This window comes from Marinomonas sp. KMM3893 (genome assembly GCF_004352855.1).
Lineage (GTDB): Bacteria > Pseudomonadota > Gammaproteobacteria > Pseudomonadales > Marinomonadaceae > Marinomonas > Marinomonas arenicola.
This window is the reverse complement of the sequence record NZ_SJSC01000002.1, coordinates 121,852-138,284: the sequence shown is the minus strand read 5'-3', so window position 1 is coordinate 138,284 and position 16,433 is coordinate 121,852. Positions and strand designations below refer to the sequence as shown.

16 protein-coding genes are annotated in these 16,433 nt (G+C 43.9%); 11 read left to right on the top strand and 5 right to left on the bottom strand.

The window, feature by feature from the left end:
• Positions 1-113: 113 nt before the first annotated feature.
• The 5 genes from E0D71_RS05130 to E0D71_RS05110 all read right to left on the bottom strand — a co-directional run bounded on the left by E0D71_RS05130 (position 114) and on the right by E0D71_RS05110 (position 5,476).
• The gene (locus tag E0D71_RS05130; protein ID WP_133002249.1) at positions 114-1,472 is read right to left on the bottom strand and encodes a GntP family permease; all 1,359 of its coding nucleotides are present in this window, start codon (positions 1,470-1,472) and stop codon (positions 114-116) included.
• 176 nt (positions 1,473-1,648) lie between these two features.
• Positions 1,649-2,776: a sugar diacid recognition domain-containing protein gene (locus E0D71_RS05125; protein WP_133002248.1), complete on the bottom strand. Its 1,128-nt coding sequence runs from the start codon at positions 2,774-2,776 to the stop codon at positions 1,649-1,651.
• A gap of 14 nt (positions 2,777-2,790) precedes the next feature.
• Positions 2,791-3,771, bottom strand: a complete 981-nt coding sequence (locus tag E0D71_RS05120) for an MDR family oxidoreductase (RefSeq protein WP_133002247.1) — start codon at positions 3,769-3,771, stop codon at positions 2,791-2,793.
• Positions 3,772-3,843: 72 nt separating this feature from the next.
• Complete coding sequence (locus E0D71_RS05115; RefSeq protein ID WP_207923331.1) at positions 3,844-4,518, bottom strand: TetR/AcrR family transcriptional regulator; 675 nt, start codon at positions 4,516-4,518, stop codon at positions 3,844-3,846.
• 79 nt (positions 4,519-4,597) lie between these two features.
• Positions 4,598-5,476, bottom strand: coding sequence for an AraC family transcriptional regulator (locus E0D71_RS05110; protein WP_133002246.1), 879 nt, complete (start codon positions 5,474-5,476; stop codon positions 4,598-4,600).
• Between the two features lie 185 nt (positions 5,477-5,661).
• On the opposite strand from E0D71_RS05110, the gene E0D71_RS05105 reads away from it, so the two are divergent.
• From E0D71_RS05105 to atpA, 11 genes are all read left to right on the top strand, one after another.
• Positions 5,662-6,720, top strand: a complete 1,059-nt coding sequence (locus E0D71_RS05105) for an NAD(P)-dependent alcohol dehydrogenase (RefSeq protein ID WP_133002245.1) — start codon at positions 5,662-5,664, stop codon at positions 6,718-6,720.
• Positions 6,721-7,653: 933 nt separating this feature from the next.
• Positions 7,654-9,543: a tRNA uridine-5-carboxymethylaminomethyl(34) synthesis enzyme MnmG gene (mnmG, locus tag E0D71_RS05100; RefSeq protein ID WP_133002244.1), complete on the top strand. Its 1,890-nt coding sequence runs from the start codon at positions 7,654-7,656 to the stop codon at positions 9,541-9,543.
• A gap of 38 nt (positions 9,544-9,581) precedes the next feature.
• On the top strand, positions 9,582-10,208 hold the full coding sequence (rsmG, locus tag E0D71_RS05095; protein WP_133002243.1) for a 16S rRNA (guanine(527)-N(7))-methyltransferase RsmG: 627 nt from the start codon (positions 9,582-9,584) through the stop codon (positions 10,206-10,208).
• 6 nt (positions 10,209-10,214) lie between these two features.
• Positions 10,215-10,997 carry a ParA family protein gene (locus E0D71_RS05090; RefSeq protein WP_133002242.1) on the top strand — a complete coding sequence of 261 codons (783 nt, stop codon included), beginning with the start codon at positions 10,215-10,217 and terminating at the stop codon, positions 10,995-10,997.
• Positions 10,998-11,043: 46 nt separating this feature from the next.
• Positions 11,044-11,925, top strand: a complete 882-nt coding sequence (locus E0D71_RS05085; protein ID WP_133002241.1) for a ParB/RepB/Spo0J family partition protein — start codon at positions 11,044-11,046, stop codon at positions 11,923-11,925.
• A 180-nt stretch (positions 11,926-12,105) separates the two neighbouring features.
• On the top strand, positions 12,106-12,510 hold the full coding sequence (locus E0D71_RS05080; protein WP_133002240.1) for an ATP synthase subunit I: 405 nt from the start codon (positions 12,106-12,108) through the stop codon (positions 12,508-12,510).
• A 49-nt stretch (positions 12,511-12,559) separates the two neighbouring features.
• Positions 12,560-13,408 carry a F0F1 ATP synthase subunit A gene (gene atpB, locus E0D71_RS05075; protein WP_133002239.1) on the top strand — a complete coding sequence of 283 codons (849 nt, stop codon included), beginning with the start codon at positions 12,560-12,562 and terminating at the stop codon, positions 13,406-13,408.
• A gap of 62 nt (positions 13,409-13,470) precedes the next feature.
• On the top strand, positions 13,471-13,728 hold the full coding sequence (atpE, locus tag E0D71_RS05070; protein WP_009834415.1) for a F0F1 ATP synthase subunit C: 258 nt from the start codon (positions 13,471-13,473) through the stop codon (positions 13,726-13,728).
• Positions 13,729-13,785: 57 nt separating this feature from the next.
• Positions 13,786-14,256: a F0F1 ATP synthase subunit B gene (locus tag E0D71_RS05065; protein WP_133002238.1), complete on the top strand. Its 471-nt coding sequence runs from the start codon at positions 13,786-13,788 to the stop codon at positions 14,254-14,256.
• 11 nt (positions 14,257-14,267) lie between these two features.
• Positions 14,268-14,804 carry a F0F1 ATP synthase subunit delta gene (locus E0D71_RS05060; protein WP_133002237.1) on the top strand — a complete coding sequence of 179 codons (537 nt, stop codon included), beginning with the start codon at positions 14,268-14,270 and terminating at the stop codon, positions 14,802-14,804.
• Positions 14,805-14,842: 38 nt separating this feature from the next.
• Positions 14,843-16,387, top strand: a complete 1,545-nt coding sequence (gene atpA / locus E0D71_RS05055; protein ID WP_133002236.1) for a F0F1 ATP synthase subunit alpha — start codon at positions 14,843-14,845, stop codon at positions 16,385-16,387.
• The last annotated feature ends 46 nt before the right edge of the window (positions 16,388-16,433 follow it).

The window sequence follows — 16,433 nt, the reverse complement described above, 5'->3', positions numbered from 1 at the left end:
CATTAACAAACGCACTCACATCCAGAAAATCGAGCGCTCTAAAAGAGTAAAACACACTCAAACATAAGCGCCTGAGTGCTTGATAGATCTATAGCAAACTAGCCTGTTAGCCTTTAAAGCAATACTAGACTCAACAAATACACAGCGCACATCGCGGTCACACCCTGAATAAGCGTCGCCATGGTTTGTGCTTTATAAGCCTGATTCACGCTCATGCGGCTAAACTGAGCAACCACCCAGAAAAAACTGTCATTCGCATGAGAAACCGTCATCGCACCCGCACCAATCGCCATCACTGTTAGTACGCGTCCCATTTCACTGTCTAAACCAATCTGACCAAGCAGTGGCGCAACCAACGCAGAGGTGGTGACCAAGGCAACTGTTGATGAACCTTGCGCAGATTTAAGAGCGGCAGACACTAAGAAAGGCATAAAAATTCCCACGCCTAAGGCCGACAAAGACGATCCCAAATAGTCACCAATGGGCGTCGCTTTAAGCACAGCACCAAATGCTCCACCAGCGCCGGTGATCAGTAGAATAGGGGCCGCAGATACTAAACCTTCACTAATGCGCTCACTAAACGCCGTGACCTTGTTATCGCCTTTTAATAAAGGCAAAGATAAAAACAAACCAATCAACAAGGCATTAACAGGCTGCCCTAAAAAAACAAGCGTTTGATAAAGGCCACTGTGACCTAGCGGTAAAGAAGGGAAATTGGCAATAGAACCAAAACAAATAAGTAAAATGGGTACAAAAATAGGGGCAAAAGCTTTTATTGGGCTTGGTAGCACTCCATAACTTTGCTTAAGCGCATCGTAATCTTTATTTTCTATTTTCAGCTCAGCGGCACCTTCACCATCAGGCTCAACGTTAGAAAATCGGTTTGCCCACAACATTCCTGCAATCGCAGCAACCGCAGACACCAAAAGGCCCACGCCAATAACCAAACCTAAATTCGACTCTAATCCAAGATTACCAGCTGCAGCAATCGGACCAGGTGTTGGCGGTACAAACGTATGAGTTGCATACAAGCCCGTCGCCAAAGCCACACTCATAGAAACGCTCGACACCTTCATACGATTTGCCATGGATTGCTTAAGGGAGTTTAAGATGACAAAGCCAGAATCACAGAACACAGGAATAGAAACGATGTAGCCGATAATGGACATGGTCAGCGTCGGGAAACGCTTTCCTAATAGCTTTATCACCACATCGGCCATGGTAATGGCAGCGCCACTTTTTTCTAAAATGGTGCCGATAATCGTACCTAAAACAATCACTAAACCGATATAACCTAGAATCCCACCAAAACCAGACGTTATGGTTTTAGCAATGGTGCTGCTCGGTAAACCATACGCAAATGCAGCAATAAAAGCCGCTAGGATTAAGGTAAGAAAGGGGTGAAGCTTATATTTAGAGGTCGCCAAAACAATAAAGATGATGACCGCAATCAAGATGAGTACGAGAGCCATGATTTTACCTTTTTAATTTTTATTAGGTAGAGCGAGAAAACGCTCAGTATTAGAACGGGTTATTATTCACCAAAATAGCATAGGAAGCTTTAGACGATTGTCTGGAAATGGCGGGGAGATTTTTCTATTTTTTGTTCATGTGCACAAAAAATTAAGCGTATATGGTAAATAGAGCGTTATTTCGTAATCAATTGCCCTAAGTACAGGCTGAATAATCCATCCAAAGAATGAATATTAAGATGGGTTAAACGTTGAATTTTATCCAATCGATAACGCAGTGTATTTCTATGGATATGCAGTGCATTAGCGCACGCTTGAAGGTCACCGAAGTGTTTGATGTAAGCAGATAACGTCTTAATTAATAAGCCTTTTTTATCAGCTTCCAAAAGAGTTTGGTAAGGCGAAGAAAGCACCTCACCACGCCATGTTTGCTTCATGCCAGACAACAAAACCTGTAAGGAATACTCTTCAAAGAGATACTTCTGCTCATCTGGTTTGAGTTTTTTCCCTGTAGTAAGGGCATCTTGCGCTGTTTGATAGGAATGAGACAAGCCTTCTAAGCCTGGAAAATAGTGCCCCAAGGCTATTTTAGTATGCCCAGCAAGCGGCTGGGGCAAACGCTTCAATAATTGATCAATACGACGACTCTCAAGTTCAGGGTCCCACGCGAAGCCATCAAGAAAAGCAGGTTTTAGAATCACCAATTGATTCAACGACGTCATCGCCACCAAGTTGTCGCGCTCTGGGTGCTGCAATAAATGCACGAGCTCTTTTAAACTCCCCGTGTTATCACTGACTTCGATCACAGCAGCCACTCTTGGCATATCGAGAGCAATGCCAAGCTGTCCAGCCCAAGAAACCACCTGTGGTGTTAATTCAAAATCCGCACGAATCAGCTGTAGAATAAACTCTTCTTTTTGGCGGTTTTCCCACTGTATGGTTTCTTGAAGGTTGGCTTGCTCAACGATCATTTCCGCGGTCATTTTTAACAATAAACCATACTGATTAAGCTCACTAACGTCCCCAGTAATACCAATCACACCTATGATATTTCCATGATGGTGCAAGGGGACATTAATGCCGGGCTTTACGCCCATTAAGCTATCAGACACGTCTTGGTTAATTTCAACGATCCGATTATGTGTTATCGCCAGCAATGCGCCTTCGTGAACGGTGCCAATACGCTGACTGTCACCAGAACCTAGAATGGTTCCCTGACTGTTCATCACATTCACGTTGTAATCCAAAATGGCCATGGTTCGGCTGACAATTTTCATGGCAATAGCGTGGTCTAACACATACATAAAACGCTGCTCTCTTAAAAAGCCACAATGACTCGTCCACGTACTTTACCATCAAGTAAAGCAGAAGCGGTTTTGGCGACGTCATCCAGCGTAATTTCTTGACTAATCGCATCGAAATCTTCCGCTTGTAACAGTTCGCCTAAGCGCTGCCATGCTTCCATTCGATCCGCTAAAGGTCGCATCACACTGTCGATGCCAATCAATTTAACACCACGCAGTATAAAGGGCGCCACAGAAGCAGGGAAGTCGAGACCTTGTGCTAAACCACATGCAGTCACCACACCACCGTACTTGGTGCTAGCACACACATTGGCCAAAGTATGACTACCAACACAGTCAATAACCCCAGCCCAACGTTCTTTTTGCAACGGTTTACCAGGCTCAGACAAGGTAGCACGATCAATAACATCGTTTGCACCCAGGCTTTTTAGATACTCTGTTTCTTCCATTCTTCCGGTAGACGCGACCACTTGATAGCCAAGACGGTTTAACAAGCGAATCGCATAACTGCCCACGCCACCGTTTGCGCCAGTCACTAAGATTTCCCCAGAATCCGGTGTCACACCTTGTTTTTCTAATGCTAAAACAGACAGCATTGCGGTGTATCCTGCGGTGCCAACGGCCATCGATTGTTTCGCATCGATACCGCTTGGCAATGGAATAAGCCATTCACTTTTCAGACGCGCTTTTTCCGCCAATCCACCCCAATGCATTTCACCCACACCAAAACCGTTAAGCAACACCCAGTCGCCTTCTTGAAAGCGTTCAGAGTCGCTTTGCAGCACTTTACCAACCAAATCGATGCCTGGCACCATAGGAAAAGAACGAGCAATACGACCTTTGCCGGTAATGGCCAACGCATCTTTATAATTTAAGGTGCTGTAAACAACTTCAACTAAAACATCCCCTTCAGGAAGCTGAGATTCTTCTACATTGCTCAAAGTACAGGTTTGCTGGCGTTCTTCATTTTGATCAATAATCAATGCACGAAACATAAGATCTCCCTTTTAGACCGATCGTCTATTTAAATATATAAAAAAACCAAAAGTAGCCTTTTGATTGGTTTTTTAACGCGATTTGGCTGTAATAGCCTGAATAAAAAATGACAGAAAAACAGTCAACGGCTGAGTACTTTTTATCAGTCGAGTACGATGAACCGCCCCTTCCCAGCCAATCCAAAATGCCTGAGCAGTTTCTTCAAGGCTTCCGGTTAATTGAATGTGTCCCTGTTTTTGCGCTTCCAATAGGCACACAGCCACATGTCGTTGCCAGCTTTCGTAGGTCGCTTGCAGCTGCTCTCGAAACGCATCTGACAGTAATGCAGACTCTTGCTCTAAATTACCAACTAAGCAGCCGCGCTTAAAATCATGGCGCACAATACCGTCTTGAGCATCCTTCGCAAAGCGCTGTAATCGCTCGAGAGGAGGGAAGGCGTCGTCCAATAAAAAACTACTGAGCTTGGCTTCAAAATACCGTCGGTAACGTTCAAGAACCGCTAACCCAAACGCTTCTTTGCTAGCAAAATAGTGATAAAAAGACCCTTTTGGCACCCCAACAGACTTTAAAATCGACTCTATGCCACTGCGGGTAAAGCCTGTTTCCGTCAATACCAACATGCCTGCGCGCAATAGAACTTCACGGGTATCTTGCGTTTCATTTGGGTGTTTTTTCGGACGCCCACGACGCGGCTTGACAGCCCCTTCAAGCACGCTTGTTGTTGGTATGGCTTCGGATCGTAACAAAAAAATTTCCTACCTAATGACATGGTGAACTTATAATTTAGACCACTTGTCTATTAAAATCAAATACGCGCTTAAATCATCACAATAATGCGCTTTCTTTTTGTTTGTCTTTGGTCGGAGGGACACCAAAATAACGCTTATAATCTCGACTAAACTGATGAACACTTTTGTATCCAACGTCTAAAGAAATCTGGCTTACATTTTTAAAGCCTTGATTTAAAAGCATTTGTGATTTTAAAAGACGCAAACGTTTTAAGTATTGTAATGGCGAAGAGCCCGCTATCGTTTTAAAGTGATAATGAAAGCTAGACACACTCATATTGGCTTCTTCCGCAAGTTGCTCAACTCGCACTTCTTGGTCTAATTGTTGATGCAGTTGCTTTAAAGAGTGAACAATTTGAGAAAAGCGTCCTTGGTTTACCACCAAAGCTCGTAATGCGCTGCCTTGTGAGCTTTGCAATGCTTCAAAAATCACTTCACGCAATCGACTTTGCCCCATTATTTTCGCCGTTTTCGGATCATGGAGCGCTTCGACAAGTCGCGTTACAGCCACTTCCATGTTGTCGCTCATGGCGACTGAAGACATGGGAAAATAGGGAACAGATGACGGAATTTCAGCTTCATGGGTATCAATAACCAGCTCAGATAATAATGCAGGATCGATGGTAATCGAAACGCCAAACAAGGGAGCGTCTTCACTGGCGAAAGTTTCGCATTCAAAGGGCAAGGGTAAGGTTTGTACAAGGTAATGGCCGGAATCATAATGAATTTCACGATCGCCTAGATAGCCAATTTTTCGCCCCTGAACAATGATGGTTAAGCCTGGGCTGTAAATAAGCGGCATTCTAGGTATAGATTTCGCACACTTCATTAACCGTACATTTTCAATCAAGCTGTCTGAAAAGCCATCGTCTTCAATAAGAGGTTTGATCAAATCGACTAATTTTGTTTTCGGCATGCATTATCCTTTGATCTACTGTAATCAATAGTAAAAATATAATATTCAAGATTGTGTAGGAAAAGTTAAGTTTGGGCTATTTGGAGGAATTGGCAAAATTATAACAAGAATGCACAACACACAGTAGGCTTTCATCTTTTACACTGCATGGCACATATCCCATCATAATTATTTGAGAGAGCATTATGAGCCAAGCAAAAGCGTACGCAGCCCGTTCTGCAACAAGCCCTTTAGCCCCCTTTACTTTTGAACGTCGCGCATTGCGTGATAATGACGTTAATATCGATATTCTGTATTGCGGTGTTTGCCACTCAGACATCCATGTCGCAGAAAGTGATTGGGGACCAAGTGAATACCCAGTCGTACCTGGTCATGAAATTATTGGCCGCGTGACAGAAATTGGCAGTCGTGTCAGCAAATACAAAGTAGGCGATCTTGTTGGTGTTGGCTGTATGGTCGACTCTTGCCAAACTTGCCCATCTTGTCAGCAAAATTTAGAACAATACTGCGATGCGGGCATAAAAGGAACGTACGGCGCCCGTGACATGATTGATGGCAGTCTAAACCATGGTGGTTATTCTGATCATATTATCGTACGCGAAGAATTTGTTTTATCGATTCCTGAAGCATTGGATATCAGCAAAGCCGCGCCACTATTATGTGCAGGTATCACCACTTATTCTCCATTGCGTCATAATGGTGTGAAAGCTGGAGACAAAGTTGGCGTTATCGGTATGGGCGGTTTGGGCCATATGGGCGTTAAATTCGCGAAAGCACTTGGCGCTGAAGTGACCATTTTTACCCGTTCTGAAAGCAAAGTCAGCGAAGCCAAACAACAAGGCGCCGACCACGTTATTGTTTCGACCGACGACGCTCAAATGCAAGCGGCCGCTTCTAGCTTTGATTACTTGTTAGATACCATTCCAGTACAACACGACTTGAATCCTTACCTTAATGTTTTAAAAGTCGACGGAACGCATATTTTGGTTGGTCTAATAGAGCCTATTGAACCTGCGCTTCACACTGCTAATTTGATTTTGAAACGTCGAGTACTCACTGGATCATTAATTGGTGGTATCGCAGAAACGCAAGAAGTGTTGGATTTTTGTGCGGAACACAATATCGAGTGCGATGCTGAAATGATCAAGATTCAAGACATCAACGAAGCCTACCAGCGAATGAAAAAAGGCGATGTGAAATATCGTTTCATTATAGACATGAAAAGTTTAAAAGAAGACGCTTAAAAAAACGGCTTAATCTCACGCTAAAGGCGTAACCGTTTGCATCAAAAGCACCAGATTGAAGACGACCTTTTTAAGACAAGGTCGATCATGTCATGATGGTGCTTTTTATTATCCCGCCACTGACCATCGAAGCGAACCTATCGCTGCACACTGCTTACCGCATTTCTGCCCTATGCCTAATGGACCTTTACTCATAATGTCGCCCGATTGTTGGCGATGAGACAGGGGTTGTTGCCAACATCTTGGGAATGTCTAAACGCCTATCGGGCCGTCAACAGTCCATGGCTGCAAAGTAAAACCGTATAAAAGTTACTCACAATTTAACAAAATCGAGACTTTCATCCTTTCTCCACAATCTCTTCTGCATGTTGAAAACATGGAAAAAGCAGAATTATTCACATATCACTTTCTACAGAAATTAAGGAAATCTAATTTTTTTTGATTTTTTACTTGTGGATAGTTTTTATAGGAAAGAGCCATAAAGCCATGTTAATAAAACAACAAAAACCTTATTTAACATAAAGATACGTTAAAAACACTCAAAAAACACGCTTGTTGATAAGTATGGTGATAGGTTCATAAGAAGTTTTGCACAGTTTTTAACAACTCAGAGGTAAAAAAATCGCCGTGTATAACTACCCCTTTTATGCACAGGTTCAGGTTATCCACACCACAAGATAACCCGCCCTGTCTTAACAAGTTGTTATCGCTGTAAAATCATAATTTATATGAATATTTTTAAGTTATCCACTGATTTTAGGCTGCTATATAAACATAACAAACATAAAAAGACATATATATAATATACTTATATTAATATTGATGACCGGGTAATGGACTCTAGCGTCGCTTTCTTTTTCAAAATTAGCCGATATACTAAGCGCCCTGATTCGAGTTGTTCGTTTTTTATTCATTTTTTATTCCGAGGTTCCCGTGGATTTCCCAACCCGCTTTGATGTGATTGTGGTCGGTGGTGGACACGCTGGTACGGAAGCTGCTTTAGCCGCTGCACGTATGGGTGTGAAAACGTTATTGTTGTCCCACAACATTGAAACTTTAGGACAAATGTCCTGTAACCCTGCTATCGGTGGTATCGGGAAGTCCCACTTAGTAAAAGAAATTGATGCTTTAGACGGTGCTATGGCACTGGCTACAGATAAAGCTGGCATTCAATTTCGTACTTTGAATTCTCGTAAAGGTCCTGCGGTGCGAGCGACTCGTGCTCAAGCGGATCGTATTCTTTATAAAGCCGCTATTCGCTACCAATTGGAAAACCAAGAAAATCTTTGGTTATTCCAACAATCTGCTGAAGATCTTATTGTTGAAGATGGCGAAGCAAGAGGGGTTATCACTCAAACGGGTATCCGCTTTAACAGTAAAACGGTTGTATTAACAGCTGGAACATTTTTAGGCGGCATTATCCACGTTGGTTTACAAAACCACGCGGGTGGGCGAGCCGGTGATCCACCATCAATAGGTTTGGCTGAAAAGCTACGCGCTTTGCCATTTCGTGTAGACCGTTTGAAAACAGGTACCCCACCACGTATTGATGCGCGTTCTGTTGATTTTTCTCAAATGCAGGCGCAACCAGGTGATGACACCACTCCTGTGATGTCCTATATGGGCAACCGTGGAATGCACCCACGTCAAATTGAATGCTTTATTACCCATACCAATGAAAAAACACACGATATTATTCGTAGTGGTATGGATCGTTCTCCTATGTATACAGGTGTGATTGAAGGTGTTGGCCCACGTTACTGTCCTTCTATTGAAGATAAAATCGTGCGTTTTGCGGATAAAAACTCTCATCAGATTTTTATTGAGCCAGAAGGTTTAACCACTCACGAACTTTATCCGAATGGCATTTCAACGTCTTTGCCATTTGATGTGCAAATTGAGCTAGTTCGCTCAATGAAAGGCATGGAAAATGCTCATATCATTCGTCCTGGTTACGCTATTGAGTACGATTACTTCAATCCTCAAGACCTAAAATACTCTTTAGAAACCAAGCACATGCCTGGTTTGTTCTTCGCTGGTCAAATCAATGGTACAACCGGTTATGAAGAAGCGGGTGCACAAGGTTTGTTGGCTGGGATTAACGCTGCGCGTCTTGCTCAAGACAAAGACGCTTGGACGCCTCGCCGTGATGAAGCCTATTTAGGTGTGTTGGTGGATGATTTGATCACCATGGGAACCAAAGAACCTTATCGAATGTTCACCAGTCGAGCGGAATACCGTTTGATTCTTCGTGAAGACAATGCAGACATGCGTTTGACTGAAAAAGGCCGCGAACTTGGGTTGGTTTCAGACGCTCGTTGGGAACAATTCTGTAAAAAACGCGAAGCCATTGAACTGGAAACTCAGCGTTTAAAATCCAGCTGGATTGTGCCTAATTCACCTGAAGCAGACGTTATAAACCCTAAACTTGAAACGCCAATAACCCATGAATACAGCTTATTGGATTTATTGAAACGTCCGAATGTGGTTTACAGCGATATAGCCAATTTGAAGAATGCGCCAGAAACTCCGGTTGATGAACAAGTGTCTGAGCAAGTTCAAATCGCGGTGAAATACGCCGGCTATATTACTCGTCAAGCGGAAGACATTGAGCGCTTACGCCGACAAGAGAATACCGAATTACCTGCGGATCTGGATTATAGCAAGATGGAAGGTTTGTCTAATGAGATCAAGCAAAAGCTGACTCAATCCCGTCCAGCAACGCTTGCAGCGGCATCTCGTATCCAAGGTGTCACGCCTGCGGCAGTATCCTTACTATTAATTCACTTGAAAAAACGTGCGATTGCACGCAAAAGTGCCTAGAATCAGCAGCCGATAACGCCTTTTAATTGGATTCGACTGTGACTCACTTTGATGCCATTCAAAAAGGCGCCCAACAAATGGGCGCCGATTTATCTGATACAACGATTCAAACGCTGGTAGATTACCTTGCTATGTTCCAAAAATGGAATAAGGCCTACAATCTTACTGCGATTCGAGATGTTGATCAGATGATTTCATTACATCTACTTGATAGCTTAGCCACTTTGCCCTTTATTACCGGAGACGACATCATCGATGTGGGAACCGGTCCTGGCTTACCTGGTATGGTGCTTGCTATTTGTTTTCCTGAAAAACGTTTTACTTTGCTCGACAGCAACGGCAAAAAAACCCGTTTTCTAACCCAAGTTAAAATGGAACTGGGCATTAATAATGTCACGGTTGCTAATGAGCGCGTTGAGAAACACGCTTATCAAGGTCACTATGATCATGTTATTTCTCGAGCCTTTGCTTCGCTTCAAGACATGATAAACTGGACCTTGCCGCTACCAAAGGACACAGGTAACTTTTTGGCTATGAAAGGGGTATACCCTAGTGAAGAGCTTGCTGGGTTGCCGTCTGGAGTAGAGGTCATCCATATCGAACCGCTCAATGTGCCAACCATACATGCCGAGCGTCATATGGTCGTGATGGCACGTAAAGGATAAATAACCATGGCGAGAATAATCGCAGTCACGAATCAAAAAGGTGGGGTGGGTAAAACCACAACCTGCGTCAATTTGGCCGCTTCTTTAGCGGCGATGAAACGCCGTGTGCTTTTGATCGATCTCGACCCTCAAGGTAACGCCACAACGGGAAGTGGATTAATCAAAGATCAGTTAGAAACCAGTGTCTTTGATGTATTGGTTGGTAGTCATGGGGTGAAAGAAGTCATGAAAGTCGTGATGGAAGACACCCCTGATCCAGGTAAATATTGGGTGCTACCGGCCAATGGTGATTTAACCGGGGCTGAAGTTGCCTTGTTGGATTTACCGAGTAAAGAAACCCGTTTACGGGCGGGACTTTACGAAGTCGATAATGACTTTGATTATATTTTGTTAGATTGTCCGCCTGCATTAAACATGTTGACCGTCAATGCGTTGGCGGCTTCGCAGGGCGTATTGATTCCTGTGCAATGCGAATATTACGCTCTTGAAGGGCTTACTGCGCTGTTGCAAACCATAGAGCATATTACTCGTGCGCTGAACCCTTCATTGGAAATTGAGGGCATTCTGCGAACTATGTATGATCCTCGGCCCAGCTTAACGCACGATGTGTCAGGCCAACTGCAAAAGCACTTTGGCAGTAAGGTTTACGATACGGTAATTCCAAGAAATATACGTCTTGCTGAAGCGCCGAGTTACGGGCTTCCAGTGCTGCATTATGAAAAACAATCTCGTGGCGCCATTGCTTATCTCGCACTCGCGGGCGAGTTTATTAGAAAAACGCACTCTTAGAGTGCGAGCATAGCGATTATACTGATTTCAATTAAGGTGTTAGAAGATGACGATGAAAAAAAGAGGCTTAGGTCGCGGTTTAGATGCCTTGTTAGCACCGCAGGCCACGACGACCGAATCACAGACACCTTCTGGTAGTGAGCCTATTAAGGGCTTAACCTATTTGCCTGTAGAGTGGCTTTCTAAAGGTAAGTTTCAGCCTCGTCGTGATATGAACCCTGCCTTGTTGGATGAGTTGGCGTCTTCGATTCGAACTCAAGGCATCATGCAGCCGATCGTGGTTCGTCCAAATGGCACAAATCAGTATGAAATTATTGCTGGTGAGCGTCGTTGGCGGGCGGCTAAATTAGCCGACCTGACTCAAGTGCCGGTCATTGTTCGTCATGTTGAAGATTCGGATGCCGTGGTATTAGCGTTGATTGAAAATATTCAACGTGAAGATTTAAACCCTGTTGAAGAAGCATTAGCACTGCAACGTTTAGTTGAGGATTTTCACCTAACTCAGCAGCAAGTTGCTGATACCGTTGGTAAATCTCGTTCTACCGTGGCCAATTTATTGCGTTTATTGGGACTTTCTCCTGAGGTGCGTCGTTTATTAGAACACGGTGATATTGAAATGGGGCACGCACGTGCTTTGTTACCCTTAGAGCAAGAAAAACAAATACAGGCTGCCTCTCAAGTGGTGACTAAATCTTTGTCAGTTCGTGAAACTGAACGTTTAGTGAAACTACTTCAAGCCCCTGAAAACACAGAGAAAAATACGCCTGCCTTACCTGATTTTAACGCCGAAGCTGAGAAAATTAGTCAGTCTATAAACGCTTCTGTAAAAATTCAGCCGTCCGCAAAAGGCAAAGGAAAAGTGGTTATTGAATACCGCAATCCTGAGCATCTTGAGCTACTGATCAGTGAGCTCTTTACGAAAAAATAAAGTAATTTTATGACAAGTTGATTTTCCCATCTGGACATAATTACTAAGAAGTGGTGAGAGTGGTCAGTTTCGGTTGATCACAGCTTCTAATACTCATATAATGCGTCGAATTTTAGAATTGAGGGAAGAAAATGCACCTTCCTTGCTTTATTTTGGTGCATCGCAAAAAGGTAGTAGAAAATGACTAACAAGAAGCCTTTAACAGCGACAGCGTTGCTTCTTGCTAAGAAACAATCGGTCATTCGCTTCATATTTTTGCAGATTCTTTTCGTTTTCTTCATTTCTTTGGGAATTTTTTGCTTTCTTAGTGGTCTCTACGGGTACTCTTTTGTACTGGGGGCTCTTTGCAGTTTGGTTCCTAATATTTACATGGCATGGCGTGTCTTTGGTTATCGAGGAACTCGCCCAGCTAAGGATGTCGTAAGAGCATTCTATAAAGGAGAAACCGGTAAGTTGGTTTTGACAGCGGTGTTATTGTCGCTGGTTTTTCTTTTTATTAAACCCTTAGCGGCAGGCAGTTTTTTTGCTGGCTTTGGTGTTGCGATTTTGAGTCATTGGCTCAGCCCTTTTGTACTGAATAAGTAACCGTACAGAAGGTTAAGATTTTAATCATTGAAAGAGCGTGGATATAAATATGGCAATTGAAAGTCCAACGACTTCCGCATACATACAACACCACCTTCAGAATTTGACTTTTGGTCAGCATCCTGATGGTTCGTGGGGTATTGCCCATAGTGCTAAGGCAGCGTCGGAAATGGGGTTCTGGGCAATTCATTTAGACACAATGGCGGTTTCTATCGCACTTGGTGTTCTATTTTTGTGGTTGTTTCGCATGGCAGCAAAGAAAGTGTCTGCAGATACACCGTCTGGATTGCAAAACTTTGTTGAATTGATGGTGGAGTTTGTTGACGGCAGCGTCAAAGAAACCTTCCATGGAAAAAATAAAGTCATTGCTCCACTGGCGTTAACCATTTTCGTTTGGGTGTTCTTAATGAACGCGATGGACTTGGTTCCAGTCGACTTTTTGCCTGTTTTGGCAAATTGGGTTGGGGTTAACCTGTTTGGCGCAACCGACGGTCATGTGTACTTCAAATTTGTCCCTACGACAGATGTGAATGCGACCTTGGGTATGTCTCTTTCGGTTTTTGCTTTGATCATTTACTACAGCATCAAAGTAAAAGGCGTGAGTGGTTTTGTTGGTGAGTTAACATTACAGCCGTTTGGCAAATGGATGATTCCTTTCAACTTGTTACTTGAAGGTGTTGGCCTGCTTGCGAAGCCTGTGTCATTGGCATTGCGACTATTTGGTAACTTGTATGCCGGTGAATTGATCTTTATCTTGATCGCTGTTCTGCCTTGGGGCTTGCAGTGGGCGCTTTCTGTGCCTTGGGCAATCTTCCATATTTTGATTATCGTGCTTCAGGCCTTCATCTTTATGATGTTGACCATTGTGTACCTAAGCATGGCACACGAAGAGCATTAAAAAAGAGTTCTTTAGTTATACTTATTTCTTGAATCTAAAACTGTGAAAATGTAGGAGTTAAAATGGAAACTGTAGTTGGTCTTACTGCGATTGCTGTAGCCCTTCTTATCGGTCTAGGTGCCCTAGGTACTGCGATTGGTTTTGGTCTACTAGGTGGCAAATTCTTGGAAGGCGCTGCGCGTCAACCAGAGATGGTTCCAATGCTGCAAGTTAAAATGTTCATCGTAGCGGGTCTTCTTGACGCCGTAACTATGATCGGTGTAGGTATCGCATTGTTCTTTACTTTCGCGAATCCTTTTGTTGCTCAGGTCGCTGGTTAAGATTCTGCGAAACTTTGCAGAAACTATTTATAAACGACTTAGAGCGAGGATATTAGCGTGAATTTAAATCTCACACTTGTAGGCCAAGCTATCTCGTTTGCGATTTTTGTCTGGTTCTGCATGAAATATGTGTGGCCACCAGTTATTGCTGCGCTCGAAGAGCGTAGCAAAAAAATTGCAGACGGTTTGGAAGCAGCGAACCGTGCTTCACGTGATTTAGAGTTAGCTCAAGAACAAGCTGCTCAAACATTACGCGAAAGCAAGGAACACGCGGCCGAGATTATTGAACAAGCCAACAAACGTGCGAACCAAATGATCGACGAGGCGAAAGAGCAGGTAATTGCCGATGGCAAGCGTCTGCGCGAAGCGGCTCAAGTAGAAATAGAACAAGATGTTGTGCGTGCTAAAGAAGCATTGCGAGCTCAAGTTTCTGTTCTTGCTTATGCCGGTGCCGAGAAAATTTTGGGTGCCACTATTGACGAAAAAGCACATAGCGAGATCGTTGAACAACTCGCCAAAGAGCTTTAAGCGAGGGTCTAATGGCTGAATTAAAAACAGTCGCGCGACCGTACGCTAAAGCGGCTTTTGAAGTAGCTCGAGAGCAAGGTCATGTAACAGAGTGGGCTAGTATGTTGAACATATTAGCGTCTGTTACCTCTGAAGCTAAGCTTAAGATCGCACTTCAGAACCCTGCTTTTAGTGCGGAAGAGAAGGCAAACGCTCTAGCGGAAGTTTGTGCTGAAGTAACGACAGAACAAGGTAAAGCATTTTTGCTTAACCTTGCAGAGAACAAGCGTTTATTGCTGTTACCTGCTATTTCAACGTTATTTCAAGAGTTCAAATTGAACTTCGAAAAAGCAGTAGATGTTAAATTTACTTCAGCGTTCGAGTTATCAACTGAACAAGCACAATCATTAGCCGCTTCGTTGGCGAAAAAGTTAGATCGTACGGTCAACTTAACCAATGAAACAGACGCGAGCCTAATTGGTGGCGTGGTTATCCGTACCGGTGACTTAATCATCGACGGTTCAGTACGCGGTAAATTAGCGAAACTGGCCGAGGCGATAAACTCCTAGTATTTCGTTAAATCGAAAACAGGGTTGAGGAATTTAGCATGCAGCAACTGAATCCATCTGAGATCAGCGAGATTATCAAGAAGCGCATCGAGAACCTTGATGTTTCTTCTGATGCCCAGAATGAAGGCACAATTGTCAGCGTGGCAGACGGTATCGTTCTGATCCACGGTTTGGCAGACGTAATGTACGGGGAAATGATTGAATTCCCTGGTGGTATTTTTGGTATGGCTTTGAACCTAGAGCGTGACTCTGTAGGTGCGGTTGTACTGGGTCAATACCAAGACCTTGTAGAAGGTCAAAAAGTTAAATGTACAGGTCGTATTCTGGAAGTTCCAGTGGGTCCTGAACTACTAGGTCGTGTTGTTGACGCATTGGGTCACCCAATCGACGGCAAAGGCGCGATCGACACTAAATTGACAGATAAAGTTGAGAAAGTGGCACCGGGCGTTATCGCTCGTCAGTCCGTTGATCAACCTATCCAAACTGGTTACAAGGCGATCGATGCCATGGTTCCAGTGGGTCGTGGTCAACGTGAGTTGATCATCGGCGACCGTCAGATTGGTAAAACGGCGTTGGCTATCGACACTATCATCGCTCAGAAAGACAGCGGTATTAAGTGTGTATACGTAGCCATCGGTCAGAAGCAATCTACTATTGCTAACGTTGTACGTAAGCTTGAAGAAGCTGGCGCAATGGAATACACCACGGTTGTCGCAGCCGGCGCATCTGATCCAGCAGCAATGCTTTATCTTGCTCCATACACTGGCTGTACAATGGGTGAATACTTCCGTGACCGCGGTGAAGACGCATTGATCGTATATGATGATTTGACGAAACAAGCTTGGGCTTACCGTCAAATTTCATTGCTACTACGTCGTCCACCAGGTCGTGAAGCGTACCCAGGTGATGTGTTCTACCTTCACTCTCGTCTTCTAGAACGTGCTTCACGCGTAAGCGTTGAATACGTTGAGAAGTTCACCAATGGTGAAGTGAAAGGCAAAACAGGTTCTTTGACTGCATTGCCAATCATCGAGACTCAAGGTGGTGACGTATCTGCTTTCGTACCAACGAACGTTATTTCCATCACTGATGGACAGATCTTCCTTGAAGCGAGTGCATTCAACGCGGGTATTCGCCCAGCAATGAACGCAGGTATCTCGGTTTCTCGTGTAGGTGGTGCAGCGCAAACTAAGATCGTTAAGAAACTAGGCGGTGGTATTCGTCTGGCCTTAGCTCAGTACCGTGAATTGGCGGCATTCGCTCAGTTCGCATCTGACTTAGATGAAGCAACTCGTAAGCAGTTAGAGCACGGTAAACAGGTTACAGAACTGATGAAACAGAAGCAGTTCTCTCCAATGCCTGTCGCTGACATGGGCGTAGTCCTTTACGCTGCTAATGATGGCTACCTTGAAGATGTTGAAACAAGCAAGATTGGCAGTTTTGAAAGCTCTCTAATCAGCTACATGAACAGCGAACACGCTGACCTTATGGCTGATATTAACAAAACTGGTAATTTTAACGGCGAGATTGAAGCGACATTTAAAGCGGCAATCGAGAAGTTTAAAGCGACACAAACTTGGTAATGAGCTTGGTGATAGGCTGTTAACGCAGTCCGTCACCAGTCTTTCT